The sequence below is a fragment of the Pseudomonas zanjanensis genome (genome assembly GCF_014268745.2).
Lineage (GTDB): Bacteria > Pseudomonadota > Gammaproteobacteria > Pseudomonadales > Pseudomonadaceae > Aquipseudomonas > Aquipseudomonas zanjanensis.
Genome location: NZ_JABWRB020000001.1, coordinates 1,710,089 through 1,731,824 on the forward strand (window position 1 = coordinate 1,710,089; position 21,736 = coordinate 1,731,824).

A 21,736-nucleotide genomic window follows, 5' to 3' on the forward strand; every position below is an offset into this window, starting at 1 on the left:
ATCGTTGTGTGCGCGCTCGTGGTGGCGTTGATCTATTTTCGCCGGGGCACTGAGCCGGCCGAGGCCGCGCCCCGGGTCAGCAGCTTGAGCGTGGAAGTCGTCCAGGCGCAACGCCAGGTCTGGCCGCAATTGTTGTTTGCCACTGGCGCGCTCGCACCCTGGCAGGAAGCGGTGATCAATGCCGAGACCAGTAACCTGCGCATCGCCAGCATCGAGGCCGATGTAGGCAGCCGGGTAAAGAAAGGTCAGTTGCTGGCCACGCTTGCCAGCGAAACGGTGATCGCCGAAGAAAACAAACAGAAGGCGCTCCTCGCCCAGGCCGAAGCCAACCTGGAACAGGCCCGTTCCAATGATCGTCGGGCCCGGGTCGTCGGACAGGGCGGGGCGCTGTCGGAACAACAACGCGAAGACTATCGCATCAAGGTCGCGCTCGCCGAGGCTGATCTCGCCAGTGCCCGCGCCGAACTGCAGAGCACGCGGATCCGGCTTGGACAGACGCGCATCGTCGCCGTCGACGATGGCGTCATTTCGGCGCGCACGGCGCTGCTCGGCAAGGTGCTCTCCGCTGGCGACGAGCTGTTTCGAATGGTGCGCGACAGCCGCATCGAATGGCAGGCCGAGCTGGATGCCCGTCAACTGGCCCAAGTGCAGCCTGGCCAGGTCGCCCGCATGACATTGCCCGATGGCCAGAGCCTGGAAGGGCGGGTGCGGTTGGTATCACCTACGTTGAATACCAAGACCAGCCGGGGATTGATCTATGTCTCCTTGCCAACCGACAGCGCCGCCCAGGCCGGCATGTATGCCAGTGGCCAGATCGAACTGGCGCCGCGGGAGGCCGTCACGGTGCCGGACACTGCCGTTATCCTGCGGGACGGGCGCTCCTATGTGTTCACGCTCAATGACGACATGCATGTGGTCCAGCGGCCGGTGGTGGTCGGCCGGCGCATGCATCAGGCCGTGGAGATCCTCAGCGGTCTCGATGAGCCTGCGCGCATCGTGCGTGCCGGCGGTGCGTTCCTCAACGATGGCGCGAGCGTGACCCTCGTTCAATCCCAGGTCGCCCAGCCATGAACATTTCAGCCTTGTCGATCCGCCATCCGGTCCCGGCCGTCATGCTGTTCATCCTGCTGACGCTCTTTGGATTGGCGGGCTTTGAAAGACTCGCCATCCAGGACTTTCCGGACATGGACCTGCCGGTGGTGGTGATCAGCGCCTCGCTGGAAGGCGCGGCCCCGGAGCAATTGGAAACGGAAGTGGCGCGCAAGATCGAGGACAAGCTGACGTCCCTGCGCCTGCTCAAGCACGTGACTACGACCATCACCGACGGTGCAGTCAACATCAACGTTAGCTTTGATATCGACAAGGATGGCAACGAGGCGCTCAACGAAGTGCGCAACGCGGTCGACAGTGCCATGGCGCAACTGCCGGCGAGCCTGGATACACCGTCGGTTGCCCGACTGACCACCAGCGCCTCGGCGTTGCTGACCTATGTCATCGACTCCGACAACCTGGATGAAGAAGCCTTGTCCTGGTTCGTCGACAATGAGTTGAGCAAACAGCTGCTGGCGGTGCCCGGGGTGGCCATGATCGCGCGTACGGGCGGGGTCGATCGGGAAGTCCAGGTCGATCTCGACCCTGCGCTGATGGCGGGCCTGGGCATTCGCGTCGCGGACGTCGCCAACCAGTTGCGGGCCATGCAGAAGGACAACTCCGGTGGACAGGGCAACCTGGGCAGCGGTCAGCAAGCCATGCGCACCTTGGGCGCCATTGATGATCCGGCGGCCCTCGGCGCTATCGATATTCCCAGTGGCGACGGGCGCCTGCTTGCCCTGGGGCAGTTGGCCGACATTCGTGACACCCATGCCGAACGTAGCTCGCGGGCGTTTCGCGATGGCCGGCCGGTGATCGGTTTCCAGGTCACGCGTTCCCTGGGATTCTCCGATGTCGGCGTCGCCAATGACGTGCGGCAGGCCATGGCCACGTTTGAGGAACAGCACCCCAACGTGCAGATCGTTGAGGTCAGTGACACGGTCAAGGCCGTGCTCGCCAACTATCACGACTCGATGAATTTGCTGTACGAAGGCATGCTTTTAGCGGTGCTGGTGGTCTGGTGGTTCCTGCTGGACTGGCGCGCCACGCTCATCGTCGCCACGGCGCTGCCGCTGTCGATCATCCCCACTTTCGGCGTGATGTACCTGGCCGGGTTTACCCTCAATTCCGTTTCGTTGTTGGCCTTGGCGTTGGTCATCGGTGTGCTGGTGGACGATGCCATCGTCGAGATCGAGAACATCGCGCGGCACTTGCGCATGGGCAAGACCCCGCTCCAGGCCGCCACCGAGGCCGCGGATGAAATCGGCCTGGCGGTGCTCGCCACGACGGTCACCCTGGTCGCGGTGTTCCTGCCCACGGCGTTCATGGGGGGGATCGCCGGGAAGCTGTTCCGCCAGTTTGGTGTGACGGCGTCGGTTGCGCTGCTGTTCTCACTGCTGGTGGCGCGGCTGTTGACCCCGATGATGGCGGCTTATTTCCTCAAGGCGAGGAACGAAGCCGACCATGACAGCGCCTTGATGACCCGTTACCTGGGCTGGATTCACCTCAGCCTGACTCGGCGCAAGACAACGATGGCTCTGGCCGGCCTGTGCTTCGTCGCAGCTCTGGCGTTGGTGCCCTTGCTGCCCACCAGTTTCCTGCCTGCCCAGGACACCGGCCGTAGCAAAATCACATTGGAGTTGCCGCCAGGAACGACGCTGGAACACACCAGCGCAATGGCCTTGCAGGCCAGCGAGCGGCTGCGTGAGCTTCCTGACGTTACGCATGTGTTCAGCTCTGTGGGGACCGCCAGCAGTTCCGGCTCGAGCCCTGCCGATATCACCGGTGCTGGCGATGCGGTCCTGACGGTGGAACTTGCACCCCGGGATGCACGCGAGCGCAAGCAGGTGGAGGTGGAAGCGCAGATGCGCCAGGTGTTGCGCACACTCCCGGGCGTGCGCATCAACGTTGGCGGCGATGGCAGCGGAGAGAAGCTCAATATCGTCCTTGCCAGTGATGACGGCGATCTGCTGGAGCGCACGGCAGGCGCCCTTGAGCCCCAGTTACGGGAGCTGCGCGGGATCGGCAACGTCTCGTCAAGCAGCGCCTTGCAACGACCGGAAATCCAGATGCGACCGGATTTTGCCCGGGCGGCGGAACTGGGCATCACCAGCCAAGACATCGCCGATACCTTGCGCATGGCGACTTATGGCGAATACTCCTCGCAACTGGGCAAGATCAATTTGTCCCAGCGCCAGGTGGACGTGCGGGTGCGCATGGATTCGCTGTTGCGCGACGACTTGCAGGCGATCAGTCAATTGCGAGTAACCGGTCGAGACGGCCAGGTCGCCCTGGCCTCGTTGGGGGACATCAGCATGGGCAGCGGGCCGGCGCAAATCAGCCGGCTGGACCGCCTGCGCAATGTCACCCTGTCTGTAGAACTCAATGGTCGCAACCTGGGTGAGGTCATGGCCGAGGCCCGCCAACTGCCAGTGATGCGCAACTTGCCAGCCGAAGTGAAGCTGGTGGAGCAGGGCGAACTGCAGTTGATGACGGAACTGTTCGCCAGCTTCGGCCTGGCCATGGCCATTGGCGTGTTCTGTATCTACTCGGTCCTGGTGTTGCTGTTCCACGACTTCTTGCAACCGGCCACGATTCTTTCGGCACTGCCGCTCTCGCTGGGTGGCGCGTTATTGGCCTTGCTGATCTGCAATTTCAGTTTTTCCCTGCCATCGGTCATTGGCTTGTTGATGCTGATGGGTATCGTGACCAAGAACTCCATTCTGTTGGTGGAGTACGCCATCGTGGCTCGCCGCGATTACGGCCTGGGTCGATACGATGCGTTGGTGGATGCTTGCCACAAACGTGCCCGCCCGATCCTGATGACAACCGTTGCGATGGGTGCCGGGATGTTGCCGACCGCAATGGGAATGGGCGAGGACCCGAGCTTCAGACAGCCGATGGCGGTGGTGGTCATGGGTGGTTTGTTGACATCGACACTGTTGAGCCTGCTGGTGGTACCGGTGATTTTCACTTACGTGGACGATGCGTTGGAATGGCTGAAGCGTTGCACTCGATCGCCAAGGGAGGACGGTACGGCGGAGGGAGGGAACGATATTCCCCCAACAAATACTCGACTCGGTCAGTGAGCGAGCAATCGTTGGGGGGAGTTTTATACGGCTTGTTGAATCGCGTTATTGCCATTCCATTCCATGTGAGCCGGTGTGGCATCCATCGAATGCATCCAACGGATCAGCGAACGACGCCCGCCAATCCCCATCTTTATGGCGGCGCGCTTCAGATAACTTTCAACGGTATTGACTTTCAGGTTCAGTTGCTCGGCAAGTTCGGGGGCGGTGCGCCCGGCCAGCAGCCCCACACACACTTCCGTTTCACGAGAGGACAAACTCAATCCCGATAGAAGCAGTCGATCAGCGAAGCGTTGACGCAGTGCTTCCATACCGCCATTTTCCGAAGCGTCCAACGCCAGGAACGGATCCTGCCGGGTGGACTCCGGTGGAACAAGCGCCGCTACATGCTCCTCGACCATGGGCAATAAAAGACAGGAAAAATCTTTCAGCAGTGCATGTTCTTGGGCGGTAAATCCTTTTGAAAGAGGCGAACGGTAAATAGACAGTACATAACGACGGCCGTTCTTTCGGGTGCTCAGGTGTAACTGGGTCGTTGTGCTGTAGGCAGGCACTTTTTCCGAGCGTTCGCATTTAAGCAAGCATCGGGAGAAGTTGGGTATTTTTTGCGGCGTTGCGTCTTCGAAGAGAATGTCGTCGGCCAGGAAAAATGGCTTGGCGGTATGCGTGTCCATGAGGGCGCCGACGCAAGCGTTGTCCATGCCGACGCAGCCTAGGCTGGAAGTGCTGGGTTCTGACATATTACTTGTGCCGATCCGTTGCTCGGTAATATGTGTGGCGTCCACGGGGATTTCCGTAAGTATCAAGTCATGCAACATGCGCGGGAAATGGCGGCTACCTGTACTGGCAATGACTTTACCAACGTGCGGGAATAATCGTTGTAGGTTCATCCTTTCTCCAAAATCATCCAATTATTTGATTAAAGCTGCAGCTCAGTGTGCATGGGTATCTTTGCCGGAATGTTTCGATCGGCGAGTAGCTGGGGAGTGTCCAGGGATTTATGGAGTCTATCTGACGAGCGGTGTGTCATGTGCGAATGGGTAAATACAGTTGCTCGGTGGATGGCGTTTTTGCTGAGAACCTCCTCATAAGTTTTCAAAGTGCATGGCAATGTGCCGTAAATGATCTGCTCTCCCTTCGAGCCTAATGCGCTGTTGATTCTTTCAATTGGCCAGCCAGAACGTTTCAGGATCTTTTCCATCAGGGTGTCAACGACAATTTCATATGTGTGAATTTTTTGTTGTTGGGCAAACTTAATCATTGACAGGAAAAGTGCCGCTGTGCGAATGTCTACATTAGCTCGGGTGAGTTTTCTCGTGGAAAGATTGTTGGCTGAAAGTGCAAATCTGGTGGCTTCCCAACAGTGATTCAAAGGCGGTCTGGTTTTTTCGGTGGGAAGAATAAAGCTCAGGGACCCATTCATCAATGTGGGTTTGCTGGAGGCGCGTAGTCGAACACAGCCGGTGACGCGGTCGTTTTCATTGGCGTAGAGATAGAGCGCGTCGGGGTCGTCGTATTCATCCCACTCATAATCGCTGCCTTGATAACTTTTAATGTCCCATTTCTTTCGATCGATGAAGGCGAGTTTTCGAATGGACAATATTTGTTCGAGGGTTTCGAGGGGGATGTTTGAGTAGCTTACGATGCGGGTGGATACGCCGGAAAATTCATAGGTGCACGGGGAGTAGTTCATCGGTGCGACTTCTTGGCTGCAGGTGAAGCTACTGTTAACTTTGCACTAAGGTATTTCAACTGTCCTAAAGTACAGTCTTTGATTTATAGAGTGTGTAGCCTAATTAGGGGGCGGTGCGCTGGCGGGGCGCCTTATAAGTAGAGGGGTACTCGTTAGTTGTGGATTTGTATTGCTTGGCATCCAAAAAAGTATAGGTGCGAAATGGTGGCAAACTGGTGTTGATTAAAGGGTGTTGCCTGAAAATGAAATAAATCTGGCCTCTTGTTTTTTTGACGATCCTAAAAATGTCAACCATAACAGACTGATATTATTTTGTTCAAAAAATTGACGCTCTGAAAATAAACTTCAGCGCCTGTAAACAAAAGGTCATCTAGTCGAGGGCGCGGTGACTTTCTATCGCGGGTTGACTCACGGACAGGGAGTCCAAGGATTATGGATTGGCGAGCGGTTTGAAGAGGTGTGGCACATTGATGGTGGTCTAGTGTGATTGCTCTATTTAAGTTGGTTGTCTGACCTCGTATGACTGAGTTGCTGACTTCATGGCTCTGCCTGAGATCATGCGGAAGGATGATGGATCGATCTGACCCTGGAAACTGGCCGTACCGGCTGCTGATATGGATGGATACTATGAATTATATTGCGCTTTCGTTGTTGACCGTGTTGTTGGTTCCGGGACCAACGAACTCATTGTTGTTGCAAGCGGGTATAAGTAAAGGGCTCAATTCGCTTTCGATGCGCTTCGTTGCAGCAGAATGGTTGGCATACGTTATTCAGATGACGATGTGGGGAGTATTCATTGACTTACTGATAACCGATCACTCGTGGGTAGTGATCGCCACCAAGATCTTTGCTGTTTGTTTTCTGTTTTATATTTCCTTGAAACTGTGGTTCTCGGTAAAAGACCATGGGCCTGGCGCAACGACGGGTATTACCGTTCCGGATTTATTCGTGGCAACGCTGACGAATCCCAAAGGCTTGTTTTTTGTTTCCTTCGTTGCGCCGGCGGGAACATTCCTGTCGCTGGATAGCTGGCTGTCGTTCATGCTGCTATTTTCAGCCATTATTTTTCCGGTAGGGTTGGTGTGGATTGCGGCTGGCGCTTTTTGTGGTCGAAAGTTCCACGCGATTGTATCCGGGCGGTTTTTAAATCGAGCCATTTCCCTGGTGATTGGGTTGTTTGCCTGCGGCATGCTTTTCAATATCGCATCCCAGGTGAATTTCGCCTGAGTGTGCTCTGGTATTAAAGTTGAGTGGCGACGAATGTCAGATGAGGTTCAACTGCGCCGCTTTGAACATGGCTTGCTTGACGTTGGTGCACTCCATTTTTTCAGTCATTTGCTTGGCATGAAATTTCACTGTTCGTTCGGTGATATTCATGATCAAGCCAATTTCCTTATAGTTTTTTCCAAGCGCAAGCCAGCGCAAGAATTCTATTTCCCTGGGCGATAGCTTGAGCGTGCTTTCTACACCGACCTCAAGCGGGCGGTGTTGGTTGGCGATGATGCTGAGCGTCTGAATAATGACCATATTCTCCCTGACAATAGTTGGGAAGTCAGGATCATTCTCTTCCGAGGACAAGTGAATAGAGCCGAACGATCTGCCCGGCTCATGAATCGGAATGGTGAACCCTTGCTTGATGCCATAGGACGCGGACTGATCAAATATTTCCGGGTTATTGTCCAGTTCTTGTGGAATTTCATCCCAGAAAAAAGGCGTGGCGGTAATGGCTGTGTTGGCCATGACCGGATCTGATTTATGCAATGAATTTCTGCGGTAAGTGTCTACCCATTCAGCGGGGTAATTGCTGTGGATGGAGACTTTGGCATTATCGAAGGGTGCGGCATCCAGATGAACATAAGCGAACTTTTCAAGCCCTAGTTTCGAGAACATCCAACCGAGTATCTCGGTGTACTCGTCGTGGCTTTTCCCTGGAATGTTATTCTCCACCTCTTGAATTAAATTGAACAGGTGGCTTGGAATAGGCTTGAGCATAATGGATGCGCTCGAAAAATATTAATGTGAATACCTTTACACAGTCAGGTATGTCACCTTGATATTCGCCAAGCGGAGTAGATGAGTTTTACAACCTCAGCACCCATCACCACAGGCGGTTTTGTGGCCGCGATCGGAGCTGCGAAGGGGATTGGTATATCGGGAGGGCACATCCAATTCATCGGGGGGTGCTTCAGCGCGCGATAATAACCCCTCATCCCGCAGTGTAAGGTTTGTTCTTTCAGTTGGGGTGATGTCATTTTGCGTCCTTGCCAGTGCAACCTCAGCCCATTGCCCCCTGAGGTTGCAGTTAATTACATCGACTGAAACGATTAACTGGGAACAGTATAGACAGCTTTTCCGCAACAGCGAGAAACATTGAAAAACCTCTATTTTTCATGCTGCAAAGCCCTTTTCAGGAACCCTGCTGTTCGACTCTCCCGGGACTTCGCCACACTCTTCGGAGCCCCACAAGCGACCACCTTTCCGCCCTGGGTTCCAGCGCCCGGGCCAATATCGATGACCCAGTCACTCTGCGCCACCACCCGCATGTCATGTTCCACCACAACCACCGTATGGCCTTCATCCACCAGGCGATTCAACTGCACCAGCAAGCGGTCCACGTCCTGGGGATGCAGCCCGTTGGTGGGTTCGTCCAATACATATAACGTCGTGCCCCGGGCCTTGCGCTGCAGTTCCGTCGCCAGCTTGATCCGCTGGGCTTCGCCGCCGGACAGCTCCGTAGCCGGTTGGCCCAGGCGCAGGTAACCCAGTCCGATATCCTGCAGCACGTGTAACGAACGCCTGGCCGCCGCTTGCTCGGCAAACACCTCGAGCGCCTGGTTCACGGTCAGTTGCAAGACCTGGGAAATGTCCAGGCCCTGCCAGCGAACCTCGAGGGTCTGCGGGTTGTAGCGCGCGCCGTGGCAGGTGGGGCAGGGGGCGTACACGCTGGGCATGAACAACAATTCGACGCTGACGAAACCTTCACCTTCGCAGGTCTCGCAGCGACCCTTGGCGACGTTGAAGGAGAAACGCCCGGCATCGAACCCCAGCGCCTTTGCCTGCTCAGTGGCAGCGAACAATTTGCGCACGTGATCGAACAGCCCGGTGTAAGTGGCGAGGTTGGAGCGCGGGGTGCGGCCGATGGGTTTCTGGTCTACCTGGACCAGCCGCTTGACCGCGTCGAGCCCGGCGGTCACGCGCCCAGCGCTGGTTTGCACGGGTTCGTCTTCCAGGCTTTGCTCGTCGGGCTCGGCGTTGGGGCTGGCCTGGCCCAGGTGGGCGCCCACCAGATCCAGCAGGGCCTGGCTGACCAGGCTCGATTTGCCGGAGCCAGAGATACCGGTCACGGCGGTGAAGCAGCCCAACGGGAAGGCCGCGCTCAGGTTGTCGAGGTTGTTGCGGGTTATACCTTCCAGGCGCAGCCAATCCTTGGGGGCGCGCGGGCTGCGTGTCGTGGCGTGTTCTTCACTAAACAGGTAGGCGCGGGTGCGTGATTCGGTGACCTGGCCAAGGCCGGCCGGTGGGCCGCTGTAGAGGATTTTGCCACCTTGTTCGCCAGCGTCCGGGCCGACGTCGATGAGCCAGTCGGCACGGCGCATGGTGTCGAGGTCGTGTTCGACTACAAACACCGAATTGCCCGCTGCCTTGAGGCGTTGCAGGGCGCCAAACAGCGCTTCGCTGTCGGCCGGGTGCAGGCCGGCGGAGGGTTCGTCCAGCACGTAGATCACGCCGAACAGCTGGGAATTGAGTTGGGTCGCCAGGCGCAGGCGTTGCAGTTCGCCGGACGAAAGCGTCGGCGTGCTGCGTTCCAGGGCGAGGTAGCCGAGGCCCAGGTCGATCAGGGTGGTGATCCGTTCCAGCAGCTCCGCGGCGATGCGTTGGGCGGCCAGGCGCTTTTCCAGGGAGAGGTTGGGTGTGTGGCGGGCGTCCGGTCCACCGGCGTGGGGGTTCTCGCCCCGGGCGGCGCGTTGTTCCCGGGCCTTTCGGGTTTGCTGGTGACTGAGGACATCCCCTGTTTCTTCGGCCTGTTCAAGGTAGTCAGGGGCCTGGACCCGCTTGAGCACCTCGGCCAGTTCGAGCAGGGACAGGTGCGACAGCTCGGCGATGTCCAGGCCGGCAAAGGTCACGGTTAGAGCTTGGCGCTTGAGGCGCTTGCCTTCGCACACGGGGCAGGGGCTGGCGCGCATGTATTGGGCCACGCGTTTGCGCATCTGGGCGCTTTGCGAATGCATGAAGGTGTGCAGCAGGTAGCGTCGGGCGCCGCTGAAGGTCCCTTGGTAGCTGGGTTCGAGCTTGCGCTTGAGTGCTTCGCGAGTTTGGGCCGGGGTCAGTCCCGCGTAGACGGGAACGGTCGGGGTTTCTTCGGTGAAAAGAATCCAGTCCCGTTGTTTTTTCGGCAGGTCGCGCCAGGGGATGTCGACGTCATAGCCCAGGGTCACGAGGATGTCCCGCAGGTTCTGGCCTTGCCAGGCCATGGGCCAGGCGGCCACGGCGCGCTCGCGGATGGTCAGCGACGGGTCCGGCACCATGGAGGCTTCAGTCACTTCATAGACTCGGCCCAGGCCGTGGCATTCCTGGCAAGCGCCTTGGGGCGTGTTGGGCGAGAAGTCCTCGGCATAGAGCATCGGTTGGTCGGCCGGATAGCTGCCAGCGCGGGAGTAGAGCATGCGGATCAGGCTCGACAGGGTGGTGACGCTGCCCACCGACGAGCGCGCGCTGGGTGTGCCGCGCTGTTGCTGCAAGGCAACGGCCGGGGGCAGGCCCTCGATGCTGTCCACGTCTGGCACGCCCACCTGGTCGATGAGGCGTCGCGCGTAGGGCGCGACGGATTCGAAATAACGACGTTGGGCCTCGGCATAGAGCGTGGAAAATGCGAGCGACGACTTGCCGGAACCCGACACTCCCGTGAACACCACCAGGGCATCACGGGGAATGTCCACGTCGACGTTCTTGAGGTTGTGTTCTCGAGCACCGCGTACCCGGACGAAACCGGTGGTTTGAGGCAATGAAGATGCGGCGGGGCCGGAGCGTGGGGGCATGGAGCGTTCCTTGTGGGCATCTGCTTGTCGCACTGGGGCGGTCAGGTGAGGCGGCGTTACGGGAAGAATGTAACCTGGATCACAGCGCTGACATTTATGCGACCGGGTTTGGCCATTCTCGTGCGATAAAAATTTACTCCGGACAAAAGAGATGAGAAAAGCTTCGCAGTTTTCCCCTGGATACGGACCTCCCCATGTCTCGTTCAAAACTGCTCTCTCGATTATTTGTCGCGCTGCTGGTCGGCGCGGCGCTGTGGTATATGTGGATGCTTGCCAGTGCCAAGCTGGAGTGGGGCGGTGACGGCCCCGATCAGCAGCAAGTGGGCACCGTGAAGGATACCCGCTTGCGCGCGATGACCCAGTATTGCACGGGCGTGACGGTGACACCGCAGGGGACTTGGCTGGTGGCGCGGCTGGAGGAAGAGGCCCGAACGTTCGAGCCGTCCGCGGACGTCGTCAACCTGGATGCGGTGGTCTATGGCAAGCCCGCCGAGACTGAAGAATCGGAGGAGCCCAGCACCTTTTCCCGTTTGTTCTCTCGTGGGGAAACGGAAACTTCCTTCATTTCCCGCCTGGATGACAAGGGGCAGTTTCAGCTTGTGGCCCATGTCAGCGGCGCCGCTTGTCTTGTGGCCAGTCCCGATGGGACCAGTGTGTTCCTGCTCACGGGCCTGCGTCGACCTGAGACGGCGAATGCCCCGGAGCCCGATCAGACCGTGGTCTTTCGCAGCGACGATCAAGGCCAGCGCTGGACGTGGTTGACCCAGGGTTGGTTTCCCGAGGCCGATTCGTTGGCCTGGAGCCTGGTTCCCTATTTCCACGGCGCGAATGACGTCTGGGCCGTGGGCACGCCGGATGGGGTGGAGGAGGACGGCGATGAAGCAAAGCCGACTGCCGTTTCCACCGGCGTCTTTTACTCGGCTGATCGCGGTGCGCGCAGCTCGCCGATCATGGCTCCCGAGTCGCTGCTCGTATCTGCCGAATACGCCCATGGCAAACGCCCGGACATCACTGACTGGCACACCAGCGAAGGCGCAAATGGGATCGTCCGGACCAGTGTCCTGCAATTGGACGCGCAGACGGCCTTTATCTGGGTCTCCCAACGCTTCTGGGGCAGCCACCCGGATGGCGTCAGTGACAACATCGCAGTTAACGTCACGACACGGGCGCGGCTGCTAGCCAAGGCTGGGCAGTGGCGGGTCGTGGAGGTGCAGCGTGCCGACAACCTGTTCGTGAACAAGGTGCTGCAGAACGACGCCGGGCGGGTGATGGGGCTGATTGACCAGGGCGACCACGGGCAAGCTGTTGTCGCCGAACTGGACACCGCCGCGCTGACCTGGACGCCCATGGGGGAATTGCCCAGCGTGTTTTCACCCCTGGCGTCGCAGACCCAGGTGCGTGGCGATAATCTATGGATGGGACAAGACACCCTGCTGATCAACACCACCAGCGAGCACCATCCACCGCGCTGGCTCTATTGGTGGTCGGACGCGAACGTCTCTGCCAATGGGGTGTTCTATTCCAAGGATTGGGGCCGCTCCTGGCAACGCCTCGCCATCGGCGGTTACCTGGGTATCCTCGGTTTTCAACCGGCCCAGGACCGGGTGATCTGGGCCAACGGCAACTGGTACGACAGCAATGACGGCCGTGTCTATTCCTATGGCTTGCGCTGAACCCAGACAGCCCCTGACACACGGCTGAACGGCTGTTGTGGCGAGGGAGCAAGCTCCCTCGCCACAAAAGCGGCCTTCATTTGCTGGACATTCGTGTCTGCTCACGGATTCGGCGTTTAGTTTTCCCGAGTTGATTTCAATCAAGGGCCCAAGCCACGGGCGGGCCCCACAATGATCGCCAAGATCCTGTCTTCAAGCCCTGGCGCTCATGACCCGTCCCTCTGTGATGTTGCACCTATCCCGCTCCTGGCTCCCCGGGCTGTTCGTTCTACTGCTGATGTTCGCTGGAATCGTCCAGGCCAAGGACTACGGTGACCTCCCGCAACAACGCATCCACCACGTCCTGGGCTCGGTCGATTCGATCTCCGAACCCGACGGTCCCTTCAAGGTTCGCAAGCTGTCCGCCGCTGGCAAGGTCGCGGGCTACGTGTTCCAGAGCCTGGATGTGGTGGACATTCCGGCGTATTCCGGCAAGCCGATCAACGTCCAGGTCATTCTCGATCCTGCCGGGGTGATTCTCGACGCCTATGTGCTTGAACACCACGAACCGATCCTGCTGATCGGCATCGCCGAAGAAAAACTCCACGGCTTCAGCGCGCGCTACAGCGGCATCAAGGTCAACCAGCGAGTGGTGGTAGGGCATTCCAGCGACCCGAATGCGGTGACGGTCGATGCGATCGCCGGCGCCACGGTGACCGCCATGGTGGTCAACGAAGTGATCATGCGCGCCGCCCACGATGTCGCGGTGTCCCTCGGCCTGGTCAAGGGCGATGCGGGATTGGCCGTGGCACCGGCGCGGGTGCGCGCGGATATCTACGAGGCTGCCGACTGGAAGACCTTGACCGGCAACGGCGCGGTCCGTCGCCTGCACCTGACCCGTGGCCAGGTCGATGCGTCCTTCAAGGGCACCGAAGCCGAACAGGTCGAGACCGCCAGCGGCGAGCAGGTGAACGACACCTTCATCGACCTCTACGCCACCCACCTCAACCCACCCACCATTGGCCGAAACCTGCTGGGCGAGGCGCAATACCGCACGCTGATGGCCGAGCTCAAGCCGGGCGAACAAGCCATTGCAGTGATGGGCAGCGGTCGTTATTCCTTCAAGGGCTCGGGTTACGTACGCGGCGGCATTTTCGACCGGGTGCAGTTGCGTCAGTCCGGCGACACCATCAGTTTTCGCGACCTGGATTTCCAGCGCCTGAATGATGTGGCCCTTGATGACATGCCGGACTTCGATGAAATGGCGATTTTCATCATCCGTGCCGCCCACCGTTTCGACCCCGGCTCGCCCTGGAACCTGGAGCTGCTGGTGCGCCGCCAGACCGGTCCGGTCAGCGGCACCTTCAGCAGTTTCGAGCTGGCCTATCAACTGCCCGAACCCTACCTGGAACGGCCATTGCCCACCGCCGAGCAACTGGCGGCCGCCGAAGAAGCCAGCCGGCCAATGTGGTTGACACTCTGGTACCAGAAAAGCGTGGAGATTTCGGCGTTGGGTGCGGCGTTGCTGGTCCTCACCGCGATCCTGTTTTTCCAGGATTCACTGGCCCGGCGGCCCACGTTGTTGCACTGGGTACGTCGCGGTTACCTGGTATTCACCGTGGTGTTCCTGGGCGGCTTTGCGCTGGCGCAGTTGTCAGTGGTCAACGTGCTGACCTTCGTCCACGCCCTGTTCGAAGGCTTTCGCTGGGAACTGTTCCTCACCGATCCGCTGATCTTCATCCTCTGGGTGTTTACCGCCGGCAGCATTCTGTTGTGGGGACGCGGGGTGTTCTGCGGCTGGCTGTGTCCGTTCGGCGCGTTGCAGGAGCTGATCAACGAACTGGCGCGCAAGCTCAAGGTGCCCCAATACGAGCTGCCGTTCGCCGTGCATGAGCGGCTGTGGGCGATCAAGTACATCATTTTGCTGGTGCTGTTCGGCGTCTCGCTGGAGTCGATGTCCAGCGCCGAACGGCTGGCCGAAGTAGAGCCGTTCAAGACCGCCATCACCCTCAAGTTCGACCGCCAGTGGTGGTTCGTGGCATACGCAGCGGGCCTGCTGGTGATCAATGTCTTTACCCGCAAAGTCTATTGCCGCTACGTCTGCCCGCTGGGCGCCGCCTTGGCGATGCCGACCCGCCTGCGCTTGTTCGACTGGCTCAAGCGCCGCAAGGAATGTGGCAACCCCTGCCAACTGTGCGCCAAGGAATGCGAGATCCAGGCGATCCATCCCGATGGTCGGATCAACGCCAACGAATGCCACTACTGCCTCGACTGCCAGATGACCTGGCACAACGAAAACAAATGCCCGCCGCTGATCAACAAGCGCAAGAAGCGCGGCAAGGCGGCCGTGACCGATGCGCAACTGATTCCCGTGGTGCAGGTGAACCCGGCGCCTTGAGGCACCCCAATGGCCTGTCCCTTGACCGTTTCATTCTTCATGGAGCACACAGCATGAGCGACAAAAAAGACCAAGTCCCTGGCGCGGTGGAAGCGCCCCGGGGTGTCAGCCGGCGCAGTTTTCTCGGCACCGGTGCGGTGACGGGCGCGGTGCTGGCCGGCGCCACGGCGCTGGGCGCCGGGACGTTCACCCGCGAGTCCTGGGCAGCGGCGGCCAAGGAAGCCAAGTCCAAGATCCACGTCGGGCCCGGTGAGTTGGACGAATACTACGGGTTCTGGAGCGGCGGCCACCAAGGCGAGGTGCGGGTGCTGGGTGTGCCGTCGATGCGCGAGCTGATGCGCATCCCGGTGTTCAACGTCGATTCGGCCACCGGTTGGGGGCTGACCAACGAGAGCAAGCGCATCCTCGGTGACAGCGCCAAATACCAGAACGGCGACTGCCACCACCCGCACATCTCCATGACCGACGGCAAGTACGACGGCAAATACCTGTTCATCAATGACAAGGCCAACTCCCGGGTCGCGCGCATTCGCCTGGACATCATGAAGTGCGACAAGATCCTCACCGTGCCCAACGTCCAGGCCATCCACGGCTTGCGCCTGCAGAAGGTGCCGTACACCAAGTACGTGTTCGCCAACGCCGAGTTCGTGATCCCGCACCCCAACGACGGCCATACTTTCGACCTGCAGGACAAAAACAGCTTCACGATGTTCAACGCCATCGATGCCGAAAAAATGGAGATGGCCTTCCAGGTAATCGTCGACGGCAACCTGGACAACTCCGACGCCGACTACACCGGCAAATACGCCGCCAGCACCTGCTACAACTCCGAGAAAGCCTACGACCTGGGCGGCATGATGCGCAACGAGCGCGACTGGGTGGTGGTGTTCAACATCCCGCGGATCGAGGCAGCGATCAAGGCCGGCAAGTTCATCACCCTGGACGGTTCCAAGGTGCCGGTGGTCGATGGCCGCAAGACCGACGGCAAGGACTCCGAGTTCACTCGCTACATTCCGGTGCCGAAGAACCCCCACGGGCTCAATACCTCGTCGGACGGCAAGTACTTCATCGCCAACGGCAAGCTGTCGCCCACGGTCTCGATGATCGCCATCGACCGCCTGGATGATTTGTTCAACGACCGTTACAAGGACCCGCGCGAAGTGATCGTCGCCGAGCCCGAACTGGGGCTTGGGCCGCTGCACACCACGTTCGACGGGCGCGGCAACGCGTACACGACCTTGTTCATCGACAGCCAGGTGGTGAAGTGGAACATGGACGAGGCCATCCGCGCCTACAAGGGTGAGAAGGTCAACTACATCAAGCAGAAACTCGACGTCCAGTACCAGCCGGGCCACAACCATGCGTCCCTCACCGAAACCAGCGAGGCGGACGGCAAGTGGCTGGTGGTGTTATGCAAATTCTCCAAGGACCGCTTCCTGCCCACCGGCCCATTGCACCCGGAGAACGATCAGTTGATCGACATTTCCGGTGAAGAGATGAAGCTGGTGCACGACGGCCCGGCCTTCGCCGAACCCCATGACTGCATTCTCGCGCGGCGCGACCAGATCAAGACCCAGAAAATCTGGAACCGCAACGATCCGTTCTTCGCCGACACCGTGGCCCTCGCGAAGAAGGACGGCATCAACCTCGAAACCGACAACAAGGTCATCCGCGACGGCAATAAGGTACGGGTGTACATGACGTCGATGGCGCCGGCCTATGGCCTGACGGAGTTCACCGTCAAGCAAGGCAACGAGGTGACCGTGACCATCACCAACATCGACCAGATCGAAGACGTGTCCCACGGTTTTGTCATGACCAACCACGGCGCCAGCATGGAGATCAGCCCGCAACAGACCTCATCCATCACCTTCACCGCCGACAAGGCCGGCTTGCATTGGTACTACTGCAGTTGGTTCTGCCACGCCCTGCACATGGAAATGGTCGGCCGCATGCTGGTTGAGAAAGCCTGAGTCATTCATCAAGGAGACAGGCGCAATGACCGGGAAAACGCAGCATGCAAACGTTCGTCGACCGGTCATTGCCCTGGTGTCCTGCCTGCTGTCGGGCGGTGCGTTCGGCGCGCCGCAACCGATTATGAATCTGCCTTTGCAGGCTGAGGGCGAGCAGCATTGGCGCCTACCTGCGGGGCACTATCAAGGCTCGTTCAGTATCGATCAGCCGATGACGCTCACTTGCGCGCCAGAGGCGGTATTCGAGGCGCAAGGCGAGGGCAATGGCTTGATCATTCGCGCGCCGAACGTGCAGGTCCAGGGCTGCACCTTCCTGGACTGGGGCCACGACCTCACGGCCATGAACGCCGCCGTGTTCATCCAGCCCGGGGCAACAGGCGCCGTGGTGCGCGGCAATCGGATGCAAGGCCAGGGCTTCGGTATCTGGGTCGATGGCACGCGGGACGTCAGCCTGATCGACAACCGCATCCAGGGCGACCCCAGCCTGCGCTCCCAGGACCGAGGCAACGGCATCCATTTGTATGCGGTGCACGGCGCCCGGGTCATCGGTAATCAGGTGCGCGAAACCCGTGACGGCATCTACATCGACACCTCCAACGGCAACCTGCTCCAGGGCAACACGCTGGAGGATTTGCGCTACGGCGTGCATTACATGTTCGCCAACGATAATCGCCTGCTGGACAACGTCACCCGGCGCACCCGCACCGGCTATGCGTTGATGCAAAGCCGCCAGCTGACGGTGATCGGCAATCGCTCCGAACAGGACCAGAACTACGGGATCCTGATGAACTACATCACTTATTCGACCCTGCGCGACAACTTCGTCAGCGACGTGCGCGACGGGTCCACCGGCGACACCATGATCAGCGGCGCCGAGGGCAAGGCCCTGTTCATCTACAACTCGTTGTTCAACCGCATCGAAGGCAACCATTTCGAGCGCAGCGCCGTGGGCATCCACCTGACGGCCGGCTCGGAGGACAACCGCATCGCCGGCAATGCCTTCGTCCACAACCAGCGCCAGGTCAAATACGTGGCCACGCGGTTGCAGGAATGGTCGGCGGACGGGCGCGGCAATTATTGGAGCGATTACCTGGGGTGGGATCGCAACGGCGACGGCCTGGGCGATGTGGCCTATGAACCCAACGACAACGTCGATCGCCTGCTGTGGCTGTATCCCCAGGTGCGGTTGTTGATGAACAGTCCGGGGATCGAGCTGCTGCGCTGGGTGCAGCGGGCGTTCCCGGTGATGAAATCTCCCGGGGTGATGGACAGCCATCCGCTGATGGAAACCCCTGTCCAGCCCCCATCACGCAACAGTGCCCAGGAGAACGCGTCTTGAACGTCGTCGAGATCGAAGGGGTCAGCCAGCGTTATGGCGATGTCGCCGTGCTGCGCGGGCTGGACTTGACCCTGGCCCAAGGCGAGGTGCTCGGGTTGTTCGGGCACAACGGCGCGGGCAAGACCACCACCATGAAGTTGATCCTCGGTTTGCTGCGGGCCAGCGAGGGGGAGGTGCGTGTCTTCGGTCGCGCACCCAGCGACCCGAGTGTGCGGCAGATGCTCGGTTATCTGCCCGAGAACGTGATGTTCTACCCGCAGTTGAGCGGGCTGGAAACCTTGCGCCATTTCGCCCGGCTCAAAGGCGCGGCACCGGAGCAGGTGGAGCGTCTGCTGGAGGAAGTGGGGCTGGCGGGCGCCGCCAGGCGGCGGGTGAGGACCTATTCCAAGGGCATGCGCCAGCGCCTCGGCCTGGCCCAGGCACTGCTCGGCCAGCCGCGCCTGTTATTGCTGGACGAACCGACCGTGGGCCTGGACCCCATCGCCACTCAGGACCTCTATCAACTGCTCGACCGCCTGCGTTGGCAGGGCACCAGCATCATTCTTTGCTCCCATGTCTTGCCCGGGGTGGAAGCGCACATCAACCGCGCCGCGATTCTGACCCGGGGTCGGCTGTTGGCCTTGGGCAGCCTGGCCCGGCTGCGGGAGGACGCGGGACTGCCGACGCTGATCCGCGCCTCGGGCCTGTCACGAGCCGACTGGCTTCGCCAGCATTGGCGCAGCGAAGGGCACGCCACGCAGGGCTGGGGCGCGGAAGGGGTGCAGGTGTCCGCGCCGGACGGTAGCAAACTGAAATTGCTGCGCCAGTTACTGGCCCAGGACGACCCGACGGATGTCGAGATCAAGCCGCCGTCCCTGGAGGATCTGTACCGTCATTACATGGTCCGTGCCGCCGCCGAGGAGGCCAGCCTATGAACCCGGTCTGGAACATGGCCCGCAAGGAGTTCAGCGATGGCCTGCGCAATCGCTGGTTGTTGGCGATCAGCCTGTTGTTCGCGGTGTTGGCGATCGGCATCGCCTGGCTCGGCGCGGCGGCGGCCGGTCAGCTGGGGTTTACCTCGGTGCCCGCCACGGTGGCGAGCCTGTCCAGCCTGGCGACGTTCCTGATGCCGCTGATTGCCTTGCTGCTGGCCTACGACGCGATTGTCGGCGAGGACGAGAACGGCACGCTGCTGCTGTTGTTGACCTACCCATTGGGGCGCGGCCAATTGCTGCTGGGCAAGTTTGTCGGGCACGGCTTGATCCTGGCCCTGGCCACCTTCATCGGCTTTGGCTGCGCGATGCTGGCCATCGCTCTGCTAGTGGACGATGTTCAGTTGGGCCTGCTGCTCTGGGCCTTTGGCCGGTTCATGTTGTCCAGCACGCTGCTGGGCTGGGTGTTCCTCGGGCTGGCCTATGTGCTGAGCAGCGTGTCGGCAGAGAAATCCACCGCCGCCGGATTGGCGCTCGGGGTGTGGTTTTTCTTCGTGTTGGTGTTCGACCTGGCCTTGCTGGCGCTGCTGGTGCTGAGCGAGGGGCGGTTCAGCCCGGAGCTGCTGCCATGGTTGCTGCTGTTCAGTCCTACGGACGTGTATCGGCTGATCAACCTAACTGGGTTCGATGCGGCTTCCAGCGGTGCCGCGGTGTTGACCCTGGGCAGCGATTTGCCGGTGTCGGCGCCTTTGCTCTGGTTGTGCCTGGGCCTGTGGGTGGCAATCCCGTTGTGGCTGGCCTATCGGTTGTTCTATCGCCGGTGCCCGTGAATGTCTGATCTTGATCAAGGGAGCATGCAACGATGAATAGAGTGTCTTTGAAGACGGGCCGCCTCTTGGCCGGGTTATTGATGTGCCTGGCGTTGGCGGCTTGCGACAAGGCCGAGCCACCTGCGGCCAGCGAGGCGGCGCTGGCGTTCCATTCCAGTGATGAGTGCCATGTGTGCGGCATGGTCATCACTGACTTTCCCGGGCCCAAGGGCGCGGCGGTCGGGACAGGAGGCGTGAAGAAGTTCTGCTCGCCGGCGGAAATGCTGGGTTGGTGGTTGCAGCCGGAAAACCATCGGGCCGACGTCAAGCTGTATGTCCACGACATGGGGCGCAGCCATTGGGATGCGCCGGATGATGCCCATCTGATCGACGCCCGCAGCGCGTACTTCGTCATTGGCAGCGGGCTCAAAGGCGCCATGGGCGTGGTATTGGCTTCGTTCTCCGATCCCCAGGCGGCAGAAAAACTGGCGAGCGATAGCGGCGGCCGGGTGCTGCGCCTGGAAGACATCGACCAGAAACTGCTGGGGCAGGTGAGCGCCATGGCGCCGATGAACCACTGATATTGCCCGCGTACCGAACCGCTCTATTGCCAGCACCGAACCGCTTTTTGTGGCGAGGGAGCTTGCTCCCGCTGGGATGCGCAGCAGCCCCAAGGCCAGGCGCCGCGGTGTGTCAGGTTGATGTGGGCCGCTTCATGGGGGGGCGCTTCGCGCCCAGCGGGAGCAAGCTCCCTCGCCACAAAAACGGCCTTCATCTTGCTGGATGTCCGGGTGTGCTCACGGATGGGGAGTTTAGTTTTTGAAGAAGTGGAACGCGGAGCGTCCCTGGCGACATTCCCACGCAGGAGCGAGGGAACGATCGACAGCCCCTGACACACAGCTGAACGGCTGTTGTGGCGAGGGAGCTTGCTCCCGCTGGGCAGCGCAGCAGCCCCAAGGCCAGGCGCTGCGGTGTGTCAGGTTGATGTGGGCCGCTTCATGGGGGGCGCTTCGCGCCCCAGCGGGAGCAAGCTCCCTCGCCACAAAAGCGGCCTTCATTTGCTGGACGTCCGGGTGTGCTCACGGATGGGGAGTTTAGTTTTTGAAGAAGTGGAACGCGGAGCGTCCCTGGCGACATTCCCACGCAGGAGCGAGGGAACGATCGACAGCCCCTGAAACACGGCTGAACGGCTGTTGTGGCGAGGGAGCTTGCTCCCGCTGGGCAGCGCAGCGGCCCCAAGGCCAGGCGCCACGGTGTGTCAGGCTGGTGTCGTCAGCCTCATGGGGGCGCTTCGCACCCCAGCGGGAGCAAGCTCCCTCGCCACAAAAGCGGCCTTCATCTTGCTGGACGTCCGGGTGTGCTCACGGATGGGGAGTTTAGTTTTTGAAGAAGTGGAACGCGGAGCGTCCCTGGCGACATTCCCACGCAGGAGCGAGGGAACGATCGACAGCCCCTGACATACGGCTGAACGGCTGTTGTGGCGAGGGAGCTTGCTCCCGCTGGGATGCGCAGCAGCCCCAAGGCCAGGCGCTGCGGTGTGTCGGGCTGGTGTCGTCAGCCTCATGGGGGCGCTTCGCACCCCAGCGGGAGCAAGCTCCCTCGCCACAAAAGCGGCCTTCATTTGCTGGACGTCTGGGTGTGCTCACGGATGGGGAGTTTAGTTTTTGAAGAAGTGGAACGCGAAGCGTCCCTGGCGACATTCCCACGCAGGAGCGAGGGAACGATCGACAGCCCCTGAAACACGGTT

14 protein-coding genes are annotated in these 21,736 nt (G+C 60.3%); 10 read left to right on the top strand and 4 right to left on the bottom strand.

Annotation, left to right across the window (positions count from 1 at the left end):
* Together HU715_RS07185 and HU715_RS07190 are read left to right on the top strand one after the other, a co-directional pair.
* The gene (locus tag HU715_RS07185) at window positions 1-1,071 is read left to right on the top strand and encodes an efflux RND transporter periplasmic adaptor subunit (protein WP_437182510.1); all 1,071 of its coding nucleotides are present in this window, start codon (window positions 1-3) and stop codon (window positions 1,069-1,071) included.
* On the top strand, window positions 1,068-4,178 hold the full coding sequence (locus tag HU715_RS07190) for an efflux RND transporter permease subunit (protein WP_186710334.1): 3,111 nt from the start codon (window positions 1,068-1,070) through the stop codon (window positions 4,176-4,178). The genes HU715_RS07185 and HU715_RS07190 overlap by 4 nt, the downstream gene beginning before the upstream one ends.
* A gap of 23 nt (window positions 4,179-4,201) precedes the next feature.
* Here the strand turns inward: HU715_RS07190 and HU715_RS07195 are convergent, their stop codons facing one another.
* Both HU715_RS07195 and HU715_RS07200 read right to left on the bottom strand, forming a co-directional pair.
* Window positions 4,202-5,068, bottom strand: coding sequence for a helix-turn-helix domain-containing protein (locus HU715_RS07195; RefSeq protein WP_186710335.1), 867 nt, complete (start codon window positions 5,066-5,068; stop codon window positions 4,202-4,204).
* Window positions 5,069-5,097: 29 nt separating this feature from the next.
* Window positions 5,098-5,871 carry an acyl-homoserine-lactone synthase gene (locus HU715_RS07200; protein WP_186710336.1) on the bottom strand — a complete coding sequence of 258 codons (774 nt, stop codon included), beginning with the start codon at window positions 5,869-5,871 and terminating at the stop codon, window positions 5,098-5,100.
* Between the two features lie 627 nt (window positions 5,872-6,498).
* On the opposite strand from HU715_RS07200, the gene HU715_RS07205 reads away from it, so the two are divergent.
* Window positions 6,499-7,098 (top strand): LysE family translocator, encoded by a 600-nt coding sequence (locus tag HU715_RS07205; protein WP_186710337.1) that lies wholly within the window; start codon window positions 6,499-6,501, stop codon window positions 7,096-7,098.
* A 36-nt stretch (window positions 7,099-7,134) separates the two neighbouring features.
* Here HU715_RS07205 and HU715_RS07210 read toward each other — a convergent pair whose 3' ends face one another.
* Both HU715_RS07210 and HU715_RS07215 read right to left on the bottom strand, forming a co-directional pair.
* Window positions 7,135-7,863 carry a helix-turn-helix transcriptional regulator gene (locus HU715_RS07210; protein ID WP_186710338.1) on the bottom strand — a complete coding sequence of 243 codons (729 nt, stop codon included), beginning with the start codon at window positions 7,861-7,863 and terminating at the stop codon, window positions 7,135-7,137.
* A 389-nt stretch (window positions 7,864-8,252) separates the two neighbouring features.
* Window positions 8,253-10,907 carry an excinuclease ABC subunit UvrA gene (locus HU715_RS07215; RefSeq protein ID WP_186710339.1) on the bottom strand — a complete coding sequence of 885 codons (2,655 nt, stop codon included), beginning with the start codon at window positions 10,905-10,907 and terminating at the stop codon, window positions 8,253-8,255.
* 194 nt (window positions 10,908-11,101) lie between these two features.
* On the opposite strand from HU715_RS07215, the gene HU715_RS07220 reads away from it, so the two are divergent.
* From HU715_RS07220 to HU715_RS07250, 7 genes are all read left to right on the top strand, one after another.
* A complete protein-coding gene (locus HU715_RS07220) occupies window positions 11,102-12,580 on the top strand; it encodes a hypothetical protein (RefSeq protein ID WP_186710340.1) in 1,479 nt (492 codons plus the stop codon).
* A gap of 226 nt (window positions 12,581-12,806) precedes the next feature.
* Window positions 12,807-14,957 (top strand): transcriptional regulator NosR, encoded by a 2,151-nt coding sequence (gene nosR, locus HU715_RS07225; protein ID WP_186710347.1) that lies wholly within the window; start codon window positions 12,807-12,809, stop codon window positions 14,955-14,957.
* Between the two features lie 53 nt (window positions 14,958-15,010).
* On the top strand, window positions 15,011-16,930 hold the full coding sequence (nosZ, locus tag HU715_RS07230; protein ID WP_186710342.1) for a TAT-dependent nitrous-oxide reductase: 1,920 nt from the start codon (window positions 15,011-15,013) through the stop codon (window positions 16,928-16,930).
* Window positions 16,931-16,955: 25 nt separating this feature from the next.
* The gene (locus tag HU715_RS07235) at window positions 16,956-18,269 is read left to right on the top strand and encodes a nitrous oxide reductase family maturation protein NosD (protein ID WP_186710343.1); all 1,314 of its coding nucleotides are present in this window, start codon (window positions 16,956-16,958) and stop codon (window positions 18,267-18,269) included.
* Complete coding sequence (locus tag HU715_RS07240) at window positions 18,266-19,183, top strand: ABC transporter ATP-binding protein (protein WP_186710344.1); 918 nt, start codon at window positions 18,266-18,268, stop codon at window positions 19,181-19,183. Before HU715_RS07235 ends, HU715_RS07240 begins: the two co-directional genes overlap by 4 nt.
* The gene (locus HU715_RS07245; protein ID WP_186710345.1) at window positions 19,180-20,010 is read left to right on the top strand and encodes an ABC transporter permease; all 831 of its coding nucleotides are present in this window, start codon (window positions 19,180-19,182) and stop codon (window positions 20,008-20,010) included. The genes HU715_RS07240 and HU715_RS07245 overlap by 4 nt, the downstream gene beginning before the upstream one ends.
* Window positions 20,011-20,042: 32 nt before the next feature.
* Window positions 20,043-20,570 carry a nitrous oxide reductase accessory protein NosL gene (locus HU715_RS07250; RefSeq protein ID WP_186710346.1) on the top strand — a complete coding sequence of 176 codons (528 nt, stop codon included), beginning with the start codon at window positions 20,043-20,045 and terminating at the stop codon, window positions 20,568-20,570.
* Window positions 20,571-21,736: the final 1,166 nt, after the last annotated feature.

Excerpts from the sequence above, each read along its gene's own strand:
- HU715_RS07250 (WP_186710346.1), top strand. The coding sequence starts at position 20,043 with ATGAATAGAGTGTCTTTGAAGACGGGCCGCCTCTTGGCCGGGTTATTG.
- HU715_RS07210 (WP_186710338.1), bottom strand. The coding sequence starts at position 7,863 with ATGCTCAAGCCTATTCCAAGCCACCTGTTCAATTTAATTCAAGAGGTG.
- nosR (WP_186710347.1), top strand. The coding sequence starts at position 12,807 with ATGTTGCACCTATCCCGCTCCTGGCTCCCCGGGCTGTTCGTTCTACTG.
- HU715_RS07195 (WP_186710335.1), bottom strand. The coding sequence starts at position 5,068 with ATGAACCTACAACGATTATTCCCGCACGTTGGTAAAGTCATTGCCAGT.
- nosZ (WP_186710342.1), top strand. The coding sequence starts at position 15,011 with ATGAGCGACAAAAAAGACCAAGTCCCTGGCGCGGTGGAAGCGCCCCGG.
- HU715_RS07245 (WP_186710345.1), top strand. The coding sequence starts at position 19,180 with ATGAACCCGGTCTGGAACATGGCCCGCAAGGAGTTCAGCGATGGCCTG.
- HU715_RS07220 (WP_186710340.1), top strand. The coding sequence starts at position 11,102 with ATGTCTCGTTCAAAACTGCTCTCTCGATTATTTGTCGCGCTGCTGGTC.
- HU715_RS07235 (WP_186710343.1), top strand. The coding sequence starts at position 16,956 with ATGACCGGGAAAACGCAGCATGCAAACGTTCGTCGACCGGTCATTGCC.
- HU715_RS07190 (WP_186710334.1), top strand. The coding sequence starts at position 1,068 with ATGAACATTTCAGCCTTGTCGATCCGCCATCCGGTCCCGGCCGTCATG.
- HU715_RS07215 (WP_186710339.1), bottom strand. The coding sequence starts at position 10,907 with ATGCCCCCACGCTCCGGCCCCGCCGCATCTTCATTGCCTCAAACCACC.
- HU715_RS07205 (WP_186710337.1), top strand. The coding sequence starts at position 6,499 with ATGAATTATATTGCGCTTTCGTTGTTGACCGTGTTGTTGGTTCCGGGA.
- HU715_RS07200 (WP_186710336.1), bottom strand. The coding sequence starts at position 5,871 with ATGAACTACTCCCCGTGCACCTATGAATTTTCCGGCGTATCCACCCGC.